This is a genomic window from Fulvivirga aurantia, from assembly GCF_009711475.1.
Classification (GTDB): Bacteria; Bacteroidota; Bacteroidia; order Cytophagales; family Cyclobacteriaceae; genus Fulvivirga; species Fulvivirga aurantia.
On the sequence record NZ_SMMD01000086.1, the window covers coordinates 1 to 429 of the forward strand.

Sequence of the window (429 nt, forward strand, 5' to 3'; positions counted from 1 at the left end):
AAAAAAATGCTCAGTTTTATAGATAAAATAACGATAAGGTATTTAAGATTGTTTGAACAATTAAAACATAACTAAATTACCGATTCTCACAGAGACAATTATAGCACATGAAAATATTTGCCATAGGCCGTAACTACAGCGAGCACATCAAAGAGCTCAATAATGAAAGGCCCGATGAACCCGTAATTTTCACCAAACCAGATACTGCTTTATTGAAAAATAATCAGGCTTTTTACTATCCTGATTTTAGCAAAGACATACATTATGAAGTCGAGCTGGTGCTTAAAATAGGTAGAGAAGGGAAAAACATTCAGGAAAAATTTGCTCAAAAATATTATGACCAGATTGGCCTTGGCATTGATTTTACAGCACGAGATTTGCAGCAAAAAGCTAAGGACAAAGGATTGCCATGGGACATAGCCAAGGGCT

1 protein-coding gene is annotated in these 429 nt (G+C 35.2%); it reads left to right on the forward strand.

Annotated elements, in window-relative coordinates; translation table 11 throughout:
- Positions 1–107 precede the first annotated feature (107 nt).
- Positions 108–429, forward strand: a 322-nt coding sequence (locus E1176_RS00155; RefSeq protein ID WP_185152455.1) for a fumarylacetoacetate hydrolase family protein, incomplete at its 3' end; no start/stop codon positions are given.